Annotated in this window: 14 protein-coding genes; 5 read left to right on the top strand and 9 right to left on the bottom strand. The window is 74.1% G+C overall.

Annotated elements, in window-relative coordinates:
- The 6 genes from MNY60_RS20785 to MNY60_RS20760 form a co-directional block, all read right to left on the bottom strand.
- Positions 1–924, bottom strand: a 924-nt coding sequence (locus MNY60_RS20785; protein WP_242361736.1) for a M23 family metallopeptidase, incomplete at its 3' end; no start/stop codon positions are given.
- A 97-nt stretch (positions 925–1021) separates the two neighbouring features.
- Positions 1022–1501, bottom strand: coding sequence for a caib/baif family protein (locus MNY60_RS20780; protein ID WP_242340677.1), 480 nt, complete (start codon positions 1499–1501; stop codon positions 1022–1024).
- Between the two features lie 237 nt (positions 1502–1738).
- Positions 1739–3220, bottom strand: a complete 1482-nt coding sequence (locus MNY60_RS24415; RefSeq protein ID WP_242361733.1) for an ATP-binding cassette domain-containing protein — start codon at positions 3218–3220, stop codon at positions 1739–1741.
- Positions 3221–3307: 87 nt separating this feature from the next.
- Positions 3308–4477 carry a hypothetical protein gene (locus tag MNY60_RS20770; RefSeq protein ID WP_242355853.1) on the bottom strand — a complete coding sequence of 390 codons (1170 nt, stop codon included), beginning with the start codon at positions 4475–4477 and terminating at the stop codon, positions 3308–3310.
- Positions 4478–4487: 10 nt separating this feature from the next.
- Positions 4488–5861: a NapC/NirT family cytochrome c gene (locus MNY60_RS20765; RefSeq protein ID WP_242340680.1), complete on the bottom strand. Its 1374-nt coding sequence runs from the start codon at positions 5859–5861 to the stop codon at positions 4488–4490.
- A gap of 184 nt (positions 5862–6045) precedes the next feature.
- Complete coding sequence (locus MNY60_RS20760) at positions 6046–7200, bottom strand: cache domain-containing protein (RefSeq protein WP_242361731.1); 1155 nt, start codon at positions 7198–7200, stop codon at positions 6046–6048.
- A gap of 163 nt (positions 7201–7363) precedes the next feature.
- Between MNY60_RS20760 and MNY60_RS20755 the strand changes: the two genes are divergently transcribed.
- Positions 7364–8257: an RluA family pseudouridine synthase gene (locus tag MNY60_RS20755; protein ID WP_242361729.1), complete on the top strand. Its 894-nt coding sequence runs from the start codon at positions 7364–7366 to the stop codon at positions 8255–8257.
- A 3-nt stretch (positions 8258–8260) separates the two neighbouring features.
- Here the strand turns inward: MNY60_RS20755 and MNY60_RS20750 are convergent, their stop codons facing one another.
- Positions 8261–10036, bottom strand: coding sequence for a dipeptidase (locus tag MNY60_RS20750; protein WP_242361727.1), 1776 nt, complete (start codon positions 10034–10036; stop codon positions 8261–8263).
- A 215-nt stretch (positions 10037–10251) separates the two neighbouring features.
- Between MNY60_RS20750 and MNY60_RS20745 the strand changes: the two genes are divergently transcribed.
- Positions 10252–12276, top strand: a complete 2025-nt coding sequence (locus MNY60_RS20745) for an ATP-dependent helicase (RefSeq protein WP_242340684.1) — start codon at positions 10252–10254, stop codon at positions 12274–12276.
- Between the two features lie 2 nt (positions 12277–12278).
- On the opposite strand, the gene MNY60_RS20740 is transcribed toward MNY60_RS20745, so the two are convergent.
- On the bottom strand, positions 12279–13241 hold the full coding sequence (locus MNY60_RS20740) for a M28 family peptidase (RefSeq protein ID WP_242361725.1): 963 nt from the start codon (positions 13239–13241) through the stop codon (positions 12279–12281).
- 227 nt (positions 13242–13468) lie between these two features.
- Here MNY60_RS20740 and rplM point away from each other — a divergent pair, with 227 nt between their 5' ends.
- Complete coding sequence (rplM, locus tag MNY60_RS20735; protein WP_242340686.1) at positions 13469–13918, top strand: 50S ribosomal protein L13; 450 nt, start codon at positions 13469–13471, stop codon at positions 13916–13918.
- A gap of 12 nt (positions 13919–13930) precedes the next feature.
- A complete protein-coding gene (gene rpsI / locus MNY60_RS20730) occupies positions 13931–14323 on the top strand; it encodes a 30S ribosomal protein S9 (protein ID WP_242340687.1) in 393 nt (130 codons plus the stop codon).
- 149 nt (positions 14324–14472) lie between these two features.
- Here the strand turns inward: rpsI and MNY60_RS20725 are convergent, their stop codons facing one another.
- Positions 14473–15735 carry a phosphatidylserine/phosphatidylglycerophosphate/cardiolipin synthase family protein gene (locus MNY60_RS20725; RefSeq protein WP_242361723.1) on the bottom strand — a complete coding sequence of 421 codons (1263 nt, stop codon included), beginning with the start codon at positions 15733–15735 and terminating at the stop codon, positions 14473–14475.
- A gap of 80 nt (positions 15736–15815) precedes the next feature.
- Between MNY60_RS20725 and MNY60_RS20720 the strand changes: the two genes are divergently transcribed.
- Positions 15816–16387, top strand: a 572-nt coding sequence (locus tag MNY60_RS20720; RefSeq protein ID WP_242361721.1) for a lysylphosphatidylglycerol synthase domain-containing protein, incomplete at its 3' end; no start/stop codon positions are given.

Raw genomic sequence — 16387 nt, 5'->3', positions numbered from 1 at the left:
GGGCGGGCCTCCCGAGGCGCCGGCGGCCTGGACGGCCGTCACGGCCGCGGCGGCCGGCGCGGGGGAGGGCGGGCGCGGGGCGCGGGGCGGCGCCTTCCCGGAGGCGGGGTCGATCCCGAGCAGCGACTCGGGATCCACGAACAGCCCGCCCACGCGCACGCTCCAGTGCAGGTGCGGGCCGCTGGCGCGCCCGGTCGCTCCGAGGAGCCCGATCCGCGCGCCGCGCCGGACCGCCTGGCCCGGGCGGACGCCGATGCGGGAGAGGTGGAAGTAGGCCGTGAACACGCCGGCGCCGTGAGAGAGGAGGACCGTCCGCCCGGAGAGGTAGGCCTCCCGCACGAGGACGACGACGCCGTCGTTCGCGGCCCGGATCGGCGCGCCCACGGGTCCGGTCACGTCGGCGCCGTAGTGGACGCTCTGCTTCACGCCGTCGAACACGCGCTTTTCGCCGAAGTGCCCGGACAGGCGCGCGCGCCGGGGCCACGCGAAGGCGCGCCGGAAGCGGGGCGGCTCCGGGGGCCGCGCGTAGGCGGCGTCGAACGCGGCCCGATCCGCGGCGATGCGCGCCGTGACGTCGGGCGGCGGCTCCACGAAGCGGGCGGGCACGCCGGAGATCTCGCGCGCGGGCCAGCCCGGCTCCACGACGGCGAGCGTGGCCTCCGTCCGCGCGCCGTCCGCCTCGATCCGGGCCGCCAGCGGGCCCACGGCGGTCTCCGTCGGGAGCGGGGCGAACGCGCGCCACTCGCGGCCGGCCCGGAAGAACGAGAGCGGCCGGCCCGCGAGCTCACCGCGCGGCTCGGAGCCCGCGCCGGCGACCCGGACGAGCACGGCGTCGCCCGGCCGCGCGGCCGCGGGCGCGATCGAGGCGGTGAGGCGCGGCGCGGCGGAGAGGAGGAGCGCGAGGAGCGTGGAGGGGAGCGGCATGGCGGCGGCGTTGCGCGAGACGACGGTTCGAGACTGCGATCACCTTCTGTATCGCGTGGCGGGCTCGGTCGCTCGGCGACCGTCCCCGAGCACTGCATCACCCCTCGAGCCCGAGCTCCTGCTGCAGCGACTTCACGATCCGGAAGTACTCGGTGCGCGAGTACTTCACGTTGAGGACGTGGAAGTCCTTCTTCGTGAGCCCGACGCAGCCGAAGCAGTAGGTGCACTCGGAGCAGGCGCGGGAGAGGACGAGGTAGCTCGACTGCGTGCAGTTCTCGCTCGCCACGCAGTAGGCGCAGTCGTGGCAGCCCTCGCAGTCGGTGCAGTGCGTGAGGTGGCTCGACGACCGGCAGCCGCGCGAGTGCGTGCAGCGGTAGCACTCCACGCAGTCCGTGCAGAACATGCAGCTCGTGCAGCGCTGGCAGCCCTCGCAGCGGATCGAGCCGGGGTTCGACGCGTCGCCGGCGTACTCCCGGAGGAGCCGCTGGAGCTCGGCCTCGAACTCGCGCCGGGACATGACCGGCGGCGGCGGCGGGCGGAGGTCCTGGAACGTGCCCGACGCCGTGTCGATGAACATCGCGCCCTTGATCTCGCGGACGGGAGCCGGCGGCCGTGGGGGCGGGGACGCCGCGCGCGAGGCTTCCGCGGAGGCGACGATCCGGCCGGGCTGGCGCGGTGGCGTGGAGGGAGGGGGCGGCGGTCGCGGGGCGGCGCTCGGTGCCTCGCCCGGCTCGGGGGCGGCGGGATCGGGGCGGCGCGGGTCGTCGGCCATCGTGAGCATCCTGCCCCGGATCCCGGCCGAAGGGAATTGGGCCTACGGGCGGAGGGTCCAGCGGATGATCCGGCCCTCCTCGAGCAGGCCGACGCGGCGCACGCCGGGGGGGAGCTCGTCGGCGTGGTGGGAGACGGCGAGCAGGCCCGCGCCGTCCGCGCAGGCCTCGGCGAGGACCGCGAGGACCCAGGCGCGCGAGCCGGCGTCGAGCCCGGCGAGGGGCTCGTCGAGGAGGAGCGCCTCCGGGCGCGGGGCGAGGGCGCGCGCGAGGAGGAGCTTCCGGAGCTCGCCGTAGGAGAGGGTGAGCAGGTGCCGGTGCGCGAGGGAGCCGATCCCCAGCCGCGCGAGCTCGACCCGCGCGGCTTCGCGCTCGGACTCGCTCGGCGGGACGGCGAGGCCGATCGTGCCCGCGAAGCCCGACAGCACCAGCTCCTCGCCGGTGGCGTCGAAGCGATGGCGCGCCTGGAGCTCGGGGGACACGACGCCGATCCTCCCGCGCAGCTCCGGCGCGCTCGCGCGCGTACCGAGATCGAGCCGCGCGACGGTGCCGCGCGCCGGCTGCTCCTCGCCTGCGAGGAGGCGGAGGAGGGTGGACTTGCCCGCGCCGTTCGGGCCCACGATCGCGAGCTGCTCGCCGGGCGCGACGGTGAAGGTGACGTCGCGCAGGACGGCGCGGCCCTCGACGAGGACGGTGACGTCGGAGAGGGAGAAGAGGGTCCGGGTCGGGGTGGCGGTCGGTGTCGAGGTCGGGGTCGAGGTCGAGGTCGAGGTCGGGGCCGGGGCCGGGGCCGGGGCCGCGCAGTCGAGCCCACCCAGGAACGCCGTGCGGCTCTCCTCCCTCACGACCCTCCCTGCCTCCATCACCACCACCCGCGCGATCTCGGGGACGATCTCGTCGGGCCGGTGCGTCGCCATCACCACGGCGGTGCCGCGCCGGAGCACCTCGGAGACGTGCGCGAGGAAGGCCTCCCTGGCGCGCGCGTCGAGGCCGTCGCAGGCCTCGTCGAGCACGAGCAGCTCGGGGTCGGGCGCGAGCGCGCGGGCGAGGAGGACCCGGCGCGCCTCCCCGCGCGAGAGCTCCAGGATCGAGCGACCGAGGAGCGGCGCGACCCCGAGCAGCGCTGCCACCTCGCCGATCCGGGCGCGCTGGGCCGGGGTGGCGCGCTCGGCGGGATACGGCGCGTCGGAGAAGCCCGAGCGGATGACGGCCTCCACCGGGAGGTCCCAGTCGTGCCGGACGTAGGCGTCCTGCGCCTCGGGCGCGACGAGGGTGAAGCGCTCCCGGACGCCGATGGGGCTCTCGCTCTCTCCCTCCGGGCCGTGGAAGAGCCGGCGCCCGGCGCTCGCGGGGTGCGGCCAGAGCTCGCCGCGGAGCAGCCGGAGGAGCGTCGACTTGCCGGAGCCGCTCGGGCCGACGACGGCGAGCCCCTCGCCTCGCCGGATCGCGACGGACACGCCGGCGAGGAGGACCGCGCCGGAGAGCCGGACGTCCACGCGGTCGAGGGTGACGAGGGGCGTTGGCACGCCCCCCGTTCATAGATCGGAACGCCGGCGGAGACCCTGGAACGTGATTCGCGGCGCCGAGGTGATCGCGGGATCACGAACCGTCGTCTAGAACGCGGCGATAGTGCCCAGGCTCCCGGTCCAGGCGTCGCCGTCGAAGTCCCGGTCCACCTCGGCCGTGATGCGGACGTTGCGGCGGTAGAGCCACTGCAGCGTGAGCGCGCCCGACTCCGCGTCGGCCGCGTCGTCGTCCGAGCGGACGAGGTTGTAGAGCGCCACGACCGCAAAGCGGCCGTCGGGCCCCGTGGGGAACGCCAGCGCCTCGACGAAGCCGCCGCGGGTGACGAGGTCCTCGTCCCGGGGCCCGAAGCGCGGGTTGGAGTCGCGACGCTCCAGGTAGACGGCCGAGAGCTGGACGCGCTCGGTGAGCCCGACCCCGACGTGCGGGCCCCAGTAGACGATCGTGTCGTTCACGCCCCCGCGCCGCTCCCGGCCCCAGTAGCCGAACCCGGCCAGCCGGACCGGGCCCACGTCGCCGGCGAGGTGGAGCGAGACGTTCTTGTACGAGTCGGTGTCGAACCGTCCGCCCTCCACCGCGCCGATGCCGCTGCCGTTCGTGACCGTCGCGACCGCGGCCACCGGCCCGACGTCGCTCGTGAGCGCGACGCCGCGATCGTAGGTGAGGTCCACGCCGGACTCCCCGACGCGCGTCTTCAGGATCTGGTAGTCGAGCCGCTCGAGCCGGAGCTCGCGCTTCGCGATCGGATCCGACACCTGGAACTGCCCGGCGAGCACGTTCACAGGCAGCCCGAACACCTCCGAGAACTGCAGGTACGCGTCCTCGATCTTGCCGGGCTCGCCCTGCTCGAGGATGTAGTACGCGTAGAACCCGATCTTGTCCGCGATCCGCCCGCCGGCGAGGAGCTTGAACGTCCAGGGCGTCTCGAAGTCCAGCTCGGGCGAGCGGTCGCTCACGGTGCCGAAGGCGTCGAACCGCAGCGCGAGCGGGAACTCGCGGGGCAGCTCGAGGAGCGGATCTCCGAGGTCGAGCGTCGAGCGGGCGGGCTCGGCGCCCGGCTCGAGCGCGAACCCGCGGCCCGCGAACTGCTCGCCGTAGGGCTTCAGCCGCGGGAACGGGGCGTGGCAGGTCGTGCACGAGAAGCGGTAGCGCCGCGCGAACGCGGGGATCCCCTCGGCGGGGCCGGGGGCGGCGAGCGCCGTGACGACCGCCGCGACGAGCGCGGCGGCGGGCAGGGACGACTGGGCGCGACGGGTCACGGCGGGCTCCTCAGGGCAGGACGGTGAAGGTGGTGCGGTGCGTCGAGACGAGGACGGGCTCGTACTCGTCGCGCGGGACCTTCAGGTACTCCGCGACCGAGGAGACGAGCCGCGAGTACCAGACCGTCGCGGTCACCGTGACCGGCCCCGCGGGCAGCTCCGGCGGTGACCAGGTGAAGGTCTCCGCGACCGCCTGCAAGGGCGCGATCCGGTAGTCGGTCCCGAGCTTCGCGGTGTTCCACTGGGCGATGGTCATCCGCCCCTTCTCGTCGAAGTACGGCAGGCGGAAGATCCGGTCGCCGGCGGGCACGAGCCCGTCGCGGGGCAGGCCCTGGAACCCGGCGGTCCCCTGGATCTCGCCGATGTCCTGGTACGCGAGCGCCTTCGGGTCCGCGATCGTGTACTCCTCTCCCGGGAATCCCTTCCGGTCGACGCGCAGCGGCCACACCTTGCCCGACGCGTCCTTCGCCTCGACGTGCAGCCACAGCACGCGCTCCTCGGCGGAGCCCGACGGGATCTTGTGGCCGGCCTTCGCGTTCACGATCACCGCGGTGAGGCGGATGGGATCGCCCGGCTCGACCTCGCGCGACTCGGGGTGGATCCGAACCTCGGCGACGCCCGCGAGCTTCCCTGCGTCGTGGGCGCCGTGGAACAGGTGCTGGCGGATGTCCGCGCGCTCCTCGCCCATGCGCGCGCTCCGCCCGCGCGCGGGCGGCATGTGGCAGTCCTGGCAGACGATGCCGGCCCTCGCCTGGGGGCTCTCCTTCCACTCGAGCTGGGTGGACTTCACCCACACGCCCCAGGGGTCCTGCTCGTTGTGGCACGTGCCGCAGAACTCGGCGGTGCGGAGGAACGGGTTCTCGCGCGTCGCGTGGTACGGGCTCTTCACGCCCTTGCGCGTGCCCTGCTTCGTCTTGCCCGGCTCGGAGATCCAGTTGTAGTTCACCGACGGATCGCCGCCGCGGGCGACGACGGTGTGGCAGAGGTCGCACGAGACGCCCTCGTTCGCGCGGGTCCCGGCGGCGACCGGCTTCGGCGGGATGTCCCCCGCCAGGAACGCGAGCGGAGCGTGGCAGCCGTTGCAGCCGGCCTTCACGCCCTTCACCTTCTCGACCTTCTCGGCGTGCGGGACGGCGAGCTGGAAGTACTCGATCTCGTCCCAGGCGTGCGTGAACGCCTGCGACATCATCGCCTGCTCGTGCTGCCGGGAGATGTCCACGTGGCAGCCGGCGCAGGCCTGGGGCTTGTCGTAGTCCGCGTACCTGCGCGTGCCGAGCGCGTCGTCCCCGGCCTTTCCTGCCGGGCGCTCGGCGGCGAGGGCGGGAGCGGCGAGCGCCAGCGCGAGGGCCGCGGCCGCGCGCGCGGCGAGACGGATGGTGCACATGGCCTGCTCCTCCCGGGCGCGCCCTCTCCCTTCGCGTCACGGATCGCGGCGATGCTACGCACCCCTCACGCACGCCGGACGGCGTCGGGCGGGGCAGCGACCTCATGACGCGCTCGCCCGCCTGGGCGCCCACTGGCGCGGCGCCCGACGGGGCTTCGCGGTGACCGGCGGGCGGGGCGGCTGACTAGGAGGGTGGGGGCGCCTCGCCCGCGCCGCGGGCGTCCCTGTCGGAAGACGCCATCCGATGGACGTGCGCCTCGAGCCGGCCCAGCTCGTCCATGCTGCGCAGGCGGGGGCTCCCCGCGGGCACCTCTCCCGTCTCCAGCCGGCGGCGCAGCTGTCCGAGGCGGCGGAAGACGAGCAGGTGGACGAGCGCGAACATCGCGGCGGCTCCCGCGAGCGCGAGGGCGAGGAGAGAGACCTTCAGCCTGGGCGCGCCCGCCTCGAGGGCGGCGTGCTGCGGGGTGAAGTCGTGGAGCACGACGAGCCCGCCCACCTTGCGCCCGGCGGCGTCCCTCAGCGGGACGATCCCGCGCAGGAGGGCCCGGCCCCCTCGCTCGACGTGACCGAGCAGGACCCCATCCTCGGGGAGCGCCTCCACGTCGCCGTCGTAGTCGAGGATCCCGTCCGTGAAGGAGGTGGAGTCCACGACCACCACGTCCGTCCGATCGTTCCAGGTGTTCTGGCGCGGGCCGAGGACGCTCGCCCAGGCGCGCTCGTCGAGGAACTTCTTCTTCACGAGGAGGCCGTAGTCGTCGCCGGTGCGCGCCTTCATGTCGCGCAGGAAGCGCTCGAAGTCCTGGCCCAGCTCGACGTAGCCGAGGAGCTCGCCCGCGACGATCCACGGCCGCACGGCGCGCAGCGCGAACGCGGTCTTGCCGAGCTCCTTGCCGGCGCCGAGCTCGCGCGTCTCCTGGGCGCGGTGCAGCGTGGCGCGATCGACCGGGTCCCCGAAGAGCTCGGGGAGGTGCACGCGGAGGAAGACCCTGGGCGGATCCTCCGCCAGGTGGAAGTAGAAGTGGGTGATCCCGTCCCGGTCGCGGATCGCCTCGAAGATCGGCGCCGCGGCGGCGAGCAGGCGCGGACGGTCGCGCGCGGCGAAGGCGTCGCGCAGCTCGGGGTTCGCGAGCAGCGCGTCCGCGGTCGCGGCGAGCTTGTCGAGCTCGGCCTGCTCCTCCGAGGCGAAGGCCTCCGCCGCGCGGTGGAGCGAGACGGCGGCGGCCGCCTCGACGTTGCGCTCGATCGTCGCGTTCGCGAGCCGCGCGCTCGCGAGCGCGACCGCAACAGCGATGACGCCAAGGGCGAAGGCGAGCTTCACCTCGACGGGCAGGCTTCGCATCCAATCTCCGGTCACGCCCCCGAGCGACGCCGATCCATACCACGATCGAGGGACAGGAAGTCGCCTCGCTCGCTCGCCACGTTCGAGGACACGGTGCCGGGTCGCGAGCGCGGCGGGCCGGACGGCGGAAGCGCCCGCGAGCCGCACGTGGCAGGATCCGGCGGTGACCCAGGAGATCCTGGATGTGCCGCGGGAGGCGGCGGGAGAGCGGCTCGACCGCTACCTCGCCCGGGCGCTGGCGTTGCCCGTGGAGCGGGTACGCGGGCTCATCGAGGGGCGGCGCGTGCGGATCCGGGGCAAGGCCTGCGCGATCCAGCGACGCCTCTTCGGCGGGGAGCGGATCGAGCTCGAGCGGCCGCCGCCGGCCTCCTCCGGCTTCGCGGTGGGGCCCTCGCTCGCCGTCCTGTACGACGACGAGGACTGCCTCGTCGTCGCGAAGCCGGCGGGGCTCCCGGTCGAGCCCGCGGGCCCGGCCTCGCCCTCGGCGGTCGGCGCGGCGAGCCGGCTCGGGCGCTTCGACGTGGATGGACGGGCGGTCCCGGGGTTGCCGCACCGGCTCGACCGCGACACGAGCGGCGCGCTACTCCTCGCCCGCCACGATCGCGCGCTCGCGGCGCTCCGCGGGTCGTTCCAGGCGGGCGCGATCGAGAAGGAGTACCTCGCCCTCGTGTCGGGGGCGCCCCCGGACCAGGGCGCGCTCGACACGCCCTACGGCCGCGACCCCGCCGATCCGCGCCGGTTCACGACCCGTGTGGCCTCCGCCCGGCGCGCTCGGCTGTCGTTCTCGGTCGAGCGGCGCCTCCCCGGCGCCGCGTGGCTGCGGGTCGTGCTCGACACCGGTCGCACCCACCAGATCCGCGTGCAGCTCGCCGAGGCCGGGTTCCCGGTGCTGGGGGACGCCGTGTACGGCGTTTCCTCGGAGGTCATCGCGCGCCAGGCGCTGCACGCCGATCGGCTCACGTTCCCGCGGCCCGGCGACGGAGCGAGGGTGGAGGTGCGCGCGCCGCTCCCGGAGGATCTGGCGCGCGCGATGGAGGCGCTCGCGAGGAGCGGGTGAGGGTCAGGGCCGCGGGGTCGAGACCGGCGCCGTGGCAGTCGAGGGCGGGGTCGGGGCCGGCGTCGCGGTCGGGGTCGGAGTCGGGGTCGGAGTCGGAGTCGGAGTCGCGGTCGTGCTCGCGCCCGCCGTAGCGCTCTCCTCCTTCTCTCCCGGGAACCTCACCACCTTGATCTGCTCTCCCCGGTCCTGCGCGATCCGCCGCCGCCAGCTCTCCGGGTACTCGGGGTGCGTCACCTTCCCGTGCTCGTCGCGGACGTTTCCGTCGAGGTACTTCACGATGAGCGCCTCGCCGAGCTTGCGCCAGCGGGCGGTGGTGCGGTCGCCCTGCTCGACCGAGTACTGGGTGAGGTAATCGCGCGCGAGCCCGGGGGAGGTCGCGTGGAGCGCGAGGGCGGACTTCTCGACCTCCGCCTGGCGCGAGAAGAACCCGCTCTCGAGCTCGCCCTGCACCCGCTGGATGTCCTGGATCATGTCGCTGTAGCGCGAGTAGGCCCAGTTCGAGACGAAGTTGAAGACCCAGAACGCCGAGTCCCAGCTGAACTCCTGGAAGTTGCCGCTGCCCACCGCGAACGTCTTCGGGACCGAGCGGTTGCCGCAGTACTGCGGGACGTACACGGTCGAGTAGGTGTCGTCGAGGCCGAACCAGAGCACGCCGCCGATGGCGCCGGGGAGCCAGTCGCGCGACTGGGCGACGAAGGAGAAGCCGGTCTGCTGCGTGGAGATGGCGCGCTCGTGCAGGTACTCCGCGCCGTCCACCTTCCAGGTCATCGGGCGCCAGCGGTAGGGCAGGGCGAACGGCCCCGCGCCGACGCCCTGGGAGAGGTCGAGGGGCGTGCCCTCGAAGTGATCGCGCATGAGCTGCATCGCGCCGCGCACGGAGATCTTCGCGTCGGCCTTCACCCAGAGCGGCAGGCGCGGCGCGCTCGGTCCGCCCAGCACGTAGTCGGAGGAGAGCTTCAGCGAGGGGGCCACCCGGCGGAACACGCTCCACACCCGCGCCTCGCAGGCACGCAGGGCGCCCGCGGTCATGGGCGCGTAGGTGTCGGCGAAGCTGAAGTCCTCGTCCTTGCCGGTGAACCAGCCCTTCTCCCGGGCGAGCGCGACGACGTCCTTCGCGTACAGCGTGTTCTTGTCGTTGCGCGGGAACTGACGGATGCGCGCCTGGTTCGCGTGGGCGGAGACGTGGCCGTCCGGCACGCGGCGGGCGACCCACACCGCGCCCTTCCGCCCGGGCCCCTTGCCGACCATCTCGAGGATCCAGACCTCCTTCGGATCCGAGATCGAGAAGGACTCGCCCTCGCTGCGGTAGCCGTACTCCGCGACGAGCCCGGTCATGACGTCGATCGCCTCGCGCGCGGTGCGGGCGCGCTCGAGCGCGATGTAGATGAGGCTGCCGTAGTCGACGCCGCCCTTCGGGTCGACGAGCTCCTCGCGGCCGCCGAAGGTCGTCTCGCCGATCGCGACCTGGTGCTCGTTCATGTTGCCGACGACGTTGTAGGTGACCTCCGCCTGGCGGACCTTGCCGAGGTAGCTGCCCGTGTCCCACTCGAACACGTCGCGCATCGCGCCCTGCGGATGGCTCGCCGCGGGCGTGTGGTACAGCTCGCCGTAGAGCTCGTGCGAGTCCGCGGCGTAGGTGATCATCGTCGAGCCGTCGGCCGTGGCGCCGCGCGCGACGAGGATGTTCGTGCAGGCGCGCGCCGGGTGGGCGGCGAGCGCGGTCGCCGCGGCGACGGCGGCGAGCGGGACGGCGAGGCGCTGGCGCAGGGGGAGGATCATGGGCGCGCAGCATACCGGACTTGACCGGTCGCAAGCGCGCCCCGCGACCAGGACGGGCGCCCGAGCCGGGCCCGGGCGCGACCTCCTCCGGCGGGCCGACGGCGTCCCGGCGCCACCGGTCCCTCGGGCGGGGCCCGTGGGCGGGCGCCGCCAGCGCCCTCCGGACAGTCAAGTCTTGTCGGGCGCGCGAGCGCGTGTCACAACGCCCGGCTCCGATGCTGGACCTCTCGACGCTCAACCCACCGCAGCGCGAGGCCGTCACCACCACCGAAGGGCCGCTCCTCGTCCTCGCCGGCGCCGGCTCGGGCAAGACCCGCGTCATCGCGCACCGCGTCGCGTACCTGCTGCAGCAGGGGGTCGACCCGGAGGAGATCCTCGCGGTCACCTTCACGAACAAGGCGGCGGGCGAGATGCGCGAGCGGGTCGCGGCGCTCGCGGGACCGCCGGGCGTCGAGGTGTTCGTCTCGACGTTCCACTCGTTCGGGCTCTGGATCCTCCAGCAGGAGCACAAGGCGGCGGGCCTCCCGAAGCGCTTCGCCATCTGCGACGCCGGCGATCAGGCGGCCCTCGTGAAGCGCTGCATGCGCGAGGTGAAGGTGGACGACCGCGCCTTCGACGCCGGGCGCGTCCTCTCGCTCGTGTCGCGCGCGAAGAACGCCGGCAAGAAGCGCATCGCGCCCGGCGCCGAGGGGCAGGGGGACGACTACGACCTCGTGGCGAGCGAGGTGTACCCGCGCTACGAGCAGGCGCTCCGGGCGCAGCGCTCGGTCGACTTCGACGACCTCATCGCGAAGCCGGTCGAGCTCCTCGCGCGGAGCGCCGAGGTGCGCGGGAGGATGCAGCGGCGCTTCCGCTACCTGCTCGTGGACGAGTACCAGGACACGAACGTCGCGCAGCTCGAGCTCCTGAAGCACCTCGCCGGCGAGCGGCGGAACGTGTGCGCCGTGGGGGACGACGACCAGGCGATCTACGGCTGGCGCGGCGCCGAGGTGCGGAACATCCTGCGCTTCGAGCGGCACTTCCCCGGCGCGAAGGAGATCCGCCTCGAGCAGAACTACCGCTCGACCGGCCGGATCCTCGACTGCGCGAACGCCGTCATCGCCCGGAACGCGGAGCGCAAGCCCAAGCGGCTGTTCACCGCCGCCGGCCCCGGCGAGCCGGTGCGGGTCCTCGCGCTCGGGCAGGAGGAGGACGAGGCGCGCTTCGTCGCCGAGGAGATCGCCCGGCTGCGTCAGGAGGGCCGGCCCTGGGCCGACTTCGCGATCCTGTTCCGCCTGAACGCGCAGTCCCGACCGCTCGAGGAGGCGCTGCGCGAGGCGTCGATGCCGTACCGCGTCCACGGCGGGCCGGCCTTCTTCGACCGGGCGGAGGTGCGCGACCTCCTCGCGTACCTCAAGGTCTGCGTGTCGCCCCAGGACGAGGTGTCGCTCGCGCGGATCGTGAACGTGCCGGCGCGCGGGATCGGCGACGCCTCGCTCGAGCGCGTCCACGCCTGGGCGGTCGAGCGAAGCGTGCACCTCTTCGACGCGCTCCGCCGCGCCGCCGAGATCCCCGACCTGCCGCGCGGCGCGCCGGAGCGCATGGCCGCGTTCGTCGCGCTCGTGGAGAAGTTCCGGGCGCGCTTCGAGGAGGGGAAGGTCGCCGAGGCGGCGCGCGCGCTCGTCGCGGAGGTGGACCTCTACGGCCACGCGCGCGCGAGCGTGCAGTCGTTCGAGGCGGCGCAGCGCAAGGTGGACGCGCTCGACGGCATCCTGCGCTCGCTCGAGGCGTACGAGCACCGCACCGCGCGGCCGTCCGTGGCCACCTGGCTCCAGCGCCTCGCGCTCGACTCCCGCTCGGAGGAGGACCCCGCGGCGGACGAGGGCATCACCCTCATGACGCTGCACGCCGCGAAGGGGCTCGAGTTCCCGGTCGTGTTCCTCGTCGGCGTCGAGGAGGACCTGCTCCCCTGCGCCGGGATCCAGGGCGAGGCGCGCGACCTCGACGAGGAGCGGCGGCTCGCCTACGTCGGCATCACCCGCGCGCGCGAGCGGCTCTACCTCACGCGCTCCGCGACCCGGACGAAGCGCGGCAAGCTCCTGCCGCGCACGCCGTCGCGCTTCCTCGACGACCTGCCGGCGGAGGCGCACGAGCGGGTGGATCCCGCGGCGCTGTCGTCCTCTCCCGAGCAGGTGGCCGCGCAGACGGAGAGCGTCATGGCAGCGCTGCGCGCGCGGCTCGGCGGGCAGGCGAAGAGCTAGCCCTACCGCCTCGCCACCGCCTGCACCACACAGTGCACCCCCTCGATCACCTCGGACATGCGGCGGTAGTCGAGCGTGTCCGGGGTGTCCTCGGGCGTGTGGTAGCGCGGGTTCCGGAAGAACGCCGTGTCCGTCACCATCACCGCCGGGAAGTCGAGATCCCAGAAGCTCCGGTGGTCGGAGAGGTCCACGCCCGGCGTGTCGCGCGAGGCGACGAGGGTCTCGACCGGCACCGACGACGCGTAGCGCATGGCCGCGGCGATCTCCGCCACCATCCCGGCGTGCCCGCTCCGGCCGACGACGGCGATGAAGTTGCCGGTCGTCGGGTACGCGCTGCGCTTCATCCCGACCGGGACCGACTGGCTCCCGGGCGCGTCGGAGAACGCGCCGATCATCTCGAGCGACATCATGAGCCGCACGCGGACCTCGGACTCCTTCAGCGAGCGGGCGTGCACGACGCTCCCCATCGAGTCGGTGGCGAACCCGGGGGGCTCCTCGAGGGTGTAGGCGGCGAGCTCGACGCGGATGGGGGGCGGGCTCTGGGCGAGCATGCGGGCGAGCTCGAGGAGGCCCGCCACGCCGCTCGCGTCGTCGTCCGCGCCCGGATCGTCCCCCGCGGCGTCGTAGTGCGCGCCCACGATGATCCGCTCCGGCGTGTCCGGGCCGAAGCGGGCGAGGACGTTCCGGTAGGTGGAGCGGAACGCCGGGTAGGTCTGCTCCTCCACCTCGGCGCCCGCGGTCCGGAACGCCTCCGCGAGGAACGCGCCCGCGCGGGCGAGGTTCCCCGGGTGCGCCGCGCTGCGGGGCTGGAAGCGGCTCGCGAGCGCCTCCACGTCCGCTCGCAGCCTCGAGGCGTCGGCGCGCACGGCCCGGCACGCCACCTCGGCCGCCGGTCGGGGCCGCGGGTGGGCGCACGCGGCGAGCAGCGCGGCGGAGCCGAGCACGAAGGGGATCCTGGCGCGCATGGGGACGAGTTCACACCGCGAGGCGCGCTGGCGCAAGCGCGGCTCGCGCTCCGACCTGCGGGGGAACGGACGCCTCCTCTTGTGGGGGCGCCCCGGAGAATGTAGATTGCGCCGGCCTCAGCAGGACGACGCCCGCGATCGCGCGGCGGCCGGGTTCGCCCTTGACAAAGGGACGGCCCTCCTCTAAAAGGCGCGTTTCCAATTTCGGGATTTCCGCAGGTTTATCCATGGCCAAAGGCACCACCCACAGCGCGACGAAGGCCGAGGCCCTGAAGGGCCGGAAGTGGTGGCTCGTCGACGCGAACGACCAGACGGTCGGGCGCATCGCCACCCGCATCGCCTCGATCCTCAAGGGCAAGCACAAGCCGCTCTACACGCCCTCACTGGACACCGGCGACTTCGTGGTGGTCGTGAACGCGGGCAAGGCCCGGTTCACCGGCAAGAAGGAGACGGACAAGGTCTTCTTCACGCACACGATGTACCCGGGCGGCGAGAAGCTCACCCCGATGAACAAGCTGCGTCAGCGCCATCCCGAGGACATCCTCGAGAACGCCGTCCGCCGCATGCTGCCTCGCAGCGCGCTCGGCCGGCAGATGCTGACGAAGCTCAAGATCTACGCGGGCGACCAGCACCCGCACGCCGCGCAGAAGCCCGAGGCGCTCCCCCTCGCGCAGTAAGGAAAGACGAAGATGGCGACTCAGGCGAACATCTCGGTCGGCCGGCGCAAGGAGTCGGTGGCCCGCGTGCGGCTCGTTCCCGGGACCGGGAACATCACGATCAACGGCCGCGCGATCGACACGTACTTCGGACGCGAGACCTCCAAGATGATCCTCGTCGAGCCGCTGAAGCTCGTGGATCAGATGGGCAAGCTCGACGTCCTCGTGACGGCGCGGGGCGGTGGCCTCTCCGGCCAGGCCGGCGCGATCCGGCACGGCATCAGCCGCGCGCTGTGCGACATCAACCCGGAGTACCGGCCGATCCTCAAGAAGGCCGGCTTCATGACGCGCGACGCCCGCGCGGTCGAGCGCAAGAAGTACGGCCGCCCCGGCGCCCGCAAGCGCTTCCAGTTCTCGAAGCGCTAGCCCGATCGACGAGCTTCATCCCGACGGCCGGCCCGCGACCCGCGGCGCCGGCCGTCGTTCGTTTCCGGCCCGTGTGCCGGCTCCCGGCGCGGTGCCGCGGGCGACGCCTCGCGCGCCTCGCGGCGGCCGCTCGAGCCCGCGCGGCGCGATCAGAGCCACGGCTCGGTGAGGCCCGCGGCGCGCTCGCCGAGCTGCATCTTCATCGGGCGCCGGCGCCAGGCCTCGAGGCGGACCTCGCGCGAGCGCTCGAGGTCGAGCGCGAAGCGCTCGGCGATGCGCCGCGCGATCCTCGGCGCGTCGCAGACCACCGACGCCTCCCACAGGAACGACAGGCTCTGCGAGTCCATGTTCGTGGACCCGATGACCGCCACGTCGTCCGCGACGAGCGTCTTCGCGTGCATCATGGACGCGCCGTACTCCCAGATGCGCACCCCTCCCCGCAGCAGGCGCGAGTAGGTGCGCCGCTGCCCCGCGCGCACGAGCGGCTGATCGTGGTGCGGTCCCGGCGCGAGCACGCGCACGTCGACGCCGGCCCGGGCGCGCGCGATGAGGACGTTCTGGAGCGAGCGGTCCGGCACGAAGTAGGAGTTCGCGACGAGGAGCCGCCGCCGCGCGGAGGCGATGAGCGCGTAGTACATGCGGGCCGCGGTCGTGGTCCGGGCCCACTTCGGCGTGCTCGCCACCACCGCGGCGTGGACGTCGCCGGCCCGCTCGAGGCGCGGGTAGGCCGCCCCCGGCAGCGGCTCGCCGCGCGCGGCCTGGAGGCTGTGGTCGAAGGCGCGCTGCAGGTCGGAGACGATCGGGCCCCGGACGCGGCAGGCGGTGTCCCGCCACTCGTCCGGCCCGACGCCGTCGCCGAGCCAGCTCTTCCAGATCCCGAACCCGCCCACGTACGTCGTGCGGCCGTCGAACACGAAGATCCGCCGGTGCGAGAGGCGGAACGGATCCGGCCACGGGCGGTGGACCCTGAGCTCCACGCCGCTCGCGACCAGCCGCCGCTCGAGCTCGGGATCGAAGCGCGGCTCGGCGAGCCGCTTCGAGCCGAACCAGTCGAGCACGATCCGGCAGGTGACCCCCGGGCGCCGCTCGAGGATCGCCTTGCCGATCCGCGCCGACGGGTCGCCCTTCCCCATCCACATGAACTCGCAGATGTGGATGTGCTCGCGGGCGCGGCGGATCTCGTGCTCGAGGGCGTCGAAGATCGCGCCGTTCTCGATGAGCTCGACGGCGTTCCCGTCGCGCACCGGCACGCCCACCTCGCGCTCGAGGAGCACGTCCAGCGGGACCTCGTCCGCGTACCTCAGCATGCGCCGGGAGAGCTGGGCGCGCCGCAGCCGGCGGGTGAGGTGACCGCCGAACGCGGCCGCGACGGCGCCCGCCGCGAGCCCTGCCAGGATGGGGCGCGTTCGCACGATCGAACGTTCTGCACCCCCTGCCACGGCGGCACGGCACCCGGGTGTGCCGGCCACGACGGGATGACGAACTTCCCCGCATGGCGCGCCGATCGTTCCGCCCGGGCCACGCCGCCGTGGTGGTCGCGGGCATCGCGGCGGGCGCGCTGCTCGTGGCGCTCGTGTTCTTCCGCCTCGAGTGGCGCGGCGGCCCCGCGCTCGTGCCGCGCTTCGACCTCGGCGCGTTCGTCCGGCGGCTCCCGGAGCACGCGCGCTGGCTGCCCGGCTTCCTCGCGCTCGCCGCCTCGCTCTTCGCCTGGCGGGCGCTCGTCTGGCGCCTCGTCTCCCCGCCGCCGCGCCCGCGGTACGTCGAGGCCTACCACGCGACCGCGCTCGGCGCGCTCGTGCACAACACGGTTCCCGGCAAGCTCGGGCCGCTCGCGGCCGCCTTCGTGCTCTCCCGCAGCTCGCGCGAGCCGTTCGCGGCGGCGCTCTCGTCCCAGCTCGTCGCGAAGCTCCTCGAGATGGGCGCGGTGGTGGCGCTCGGCGCGGCCGCCGCCTTCGCGCTGCCGCGCGTGGAGGGGCTCGGGCGGGCGGTGGTCGTGGGCGCGGCGGTGTTCGTGGGGCTCGCCGCGGCGGCGGCCGGGGCGGCGCTGCTCGCGCCGCGCGCGGG

The organism is Anaeromyxobacter sp. SG17, from assembly GCF_022690695.1.
In the GTDB taxonomy this organism is placed as follows: domain Bacteria; phylum Myxococcota; class Myxococcia; order Myxococcales; family Anaeromyxobacteraceae; genus Anaeromyxobacter; species Anaeromyxobacter soli.
Note: the sequence above shows the minus strand (reverse complement) of the source record. Positions and strands in the feature narration are given on the sequence as shown.

What these genes read in the sequence shown, in the direction of transcription:
- MNY60_RS20780 (WP_242340677.1), bottom strand. Translation starts at nt 1,501, where the DNA reads ATGTTCATCGACACGGCGTCGGGCACGTTCCAGGACCTCCGCCCGCCG.
- MNY60_RS20765 (WP_242340680.1), bottom strand. Translation starts at nt 5,861, where the DNA reads ATGTGCACCATCCGTCTCGCCGCGCGCGCGGCCGCGGCCCTCGCGCTG.
- MNY60_RS20760 (WP_242361731.1), bottom strand. Translation starts at nt 7,200, where the DNA reads ATGCGAAGCCTGCCCGTCGAGGTGAAGCTCGCCTTCGCCCTTGGCGTC.
- MNY60_RS20750 (WP_242361727.1), bottom strand. Translation starts at nt 10,036, where the DNA reads ATGATCCTCCCCCTGCGCCAGCGCCTCGCCGTCCCGCTCGCCGCCGTC.
- MNY60_RS20745 (WP_242340684.1), top strand. Translation starts at nt 10,252, where the DNA reads ATGCTGGACCTCTCGACGCTCAACCCACCGCAGCGCGAGGCCGTCACC.
- MNY60_RS20740 (WP_242361725.1), bottom strand. Translation starts at nt 13,241, where the DNA reads ATGCGCGCCAGGATCCCCTTCGTGCTCGGCTCCGCCGCGCTGCTCGCC.
- rplM (WP_242340686.1), top strand. Translation starts at nt 13,469, where the DNA reads ATGGCCAAAGGCACCACCCACAGCGCGACGAAGGCCGAGGCCCTGAAG.
- rpsI (WP_242340687.1), top strand. Translation starts at nt 13,931, where the DNA reads ATGGCGACTCAGGCGAACATCTCGGTCGGCCGGCGCAAGGAGTCGGTG.